The 1,735-nt window shown below is 32.7% G+C and carries 2 protein-coding genes; one reads left to right on the top strand and one right to left on the bottom strand.

What is annotated here, in order from left to right:
• Positions 1–17: 17 nt before the first annotated feature.
• Positions 18–743, top strand: coding sequence for a class I SAM-dependent methyltransferase (locus BB427_RS24660; protein WP_211859466.1), 726 nt, complete (start codon positions 18–20; stop codon positions 741–743).
• Here the strand turns inward: BB427_RS24660 and BB427_RS22990 are convergent.
• On the bottom strand, positions 715–1,683 hold the full coding sequence (locus BB427_RS22990) for a hypothetical protein (RefSeq protein WP_239652756.1): 969 nt from the start codon (positions 1,681–1,683) through the stop codon (positions 715–717). The genes BB427_RS24660 and BB427_RS22990 overlap by 29 nt on opposite strands.
• Positions 1,684–1,735 lie beyond the last annotated feature (52 nt).

Raw genomic sequence — 1,735 nt, forward strand, 5'->3', positions numbered from 1 at the left:
AAGGATAACTACTAATTATGATTGAAGAGTGTGATGTCAGAGATAAGTATAATAAGCTTCAGAATATCTGGGATATTTCCGATCAATGGCACTATCACACCTACAGAAAAATTAAGCAGTATTTATACGATTATTTAAGCATTGAAGATGGTGTTAAATTATCAGAAAGAGTATTGCTGGCGGGTTCAGGAGGTAACTCTTACGGAATATCTGGTGATTTTATTTATCATCTAGATATAGCAGAGAATTTATTAAATTTTGAGGACAAATCAATAGTAGGCTCTGTGACAAACATTCCTTTTTTTGATGAGTCATTTGATATTGTAATATGTGTAGGTTCGGTACTAAATTATGTTGATGCACAGCTTGCTATTAAAGAGCTTAATCGAGTAACAAAAAAAGGTGGAGCTTTAGTTTTAGAATACGAAACTAGTAATAGTTATGAATTTATATTTACAGACAAGTACAAGGAAAGTGTAACTCCGATCCACACCTTTTATAATGGAGAAAGCGAACATCTTTGGCTTTATTCTATTGATTACATAAACTCAATTTTACACAGTTTTAACTTGTTAGAGAAAAAGAGCAATTCGATACATATCATATCCACACTGCTCTTACGAAGTACAAGTAACCCAAAACTATCTTCCAAACTCTCCAAGTTAGATCCTTTCTTTCAAAGGGTTAACATACTAAAAAGAGGTGGATGTAACTTTATGGCTTTCCTTTTAAAATGTCGCTGAAGGTTTTAGATACAACTTTTAGTACCTCCAGTGCACGCGACGAGAACAAAGAAAGAAAAAAGACGAAACTAACGGAAAGAAAACCATAAAAGTAAAAGAAATCATCTTTATCTATTTCTGCTTTTTTAATAAAAAACACTAAAGATAACGCTAATACCAAAAATAAAAAAGTCAATTTCACCGACAGACCTAAATGTTGAGTAGGCTGTGCAGTTGTTGTCTTTACTATACTTTCATATGCTTTATCACTTCCACCTTTAAAATAAACATCATCAACGAGAGACGTCTTTGCGGTGCTATAAAGCTCTTGAGCTTTTTCCTTGTATAAAATAACTTTATCTTCCTCGTATACTTCAAACCACCTTGAGTAATGTTTAATATACAGCATGTGTAGTAAATCCAGTGCGGTTTCTTTCCTTAAACTACAATGAAGAGGTCTAGGATTTAAAAACAAATGTGCAGGAACCTTGCTTTCATGATTGCTAGCTGAAAGCTCTAATTGCCAATAATCAAGATCCAACTCATAAAATCCAATCATGCCTAGTAGTTTTTTCATCAACTCAAAATTATCACTTTGATGATAAGGCTGATCTATCAAAGCTAACTCTACAACGGAAAAGCTTGAGCTGGGAAATTTACTCTCAATATACTGGGCAAGCTGATCTGCAAACTCAAAAAAGGTGTTGTTCTTCCTATATCTTTCATCTATGGATATATAGTCAATAACAACTATATTTTCTTCAACAAAATAGGTTAGTTGAGTATAGCCAATAACTATTTCATTATTTGAAAAAACAAGGACATGGAACTCGTCATCAAACTTTTTGTTATAGTTATCTAGCCAATAAGTAATTGTATTAGTTTCCGTTCTAAGAGCAGGATGTGTGTACCTAGAGTATATCGATAATCCTTCGATATACTTTTGATCTTTAGAGCTCACAACTCTTTCTAATGAATAGTGTGAATTGAGATTCATAATTAGTAGTTATCCT

The sequence above is a fragment of the Pseudoalteromonas sp. BMB genome, from assembly GCF_001709235.1.
GTDB classification, from domain to species: domain Bacteria; phylum Pseudomonadota; class Gammaproteobacteria; order Enterobacterales; family Alteromonadaceae; genus Pseudoalteromonas; species Pseudoalteromonas maricaloris.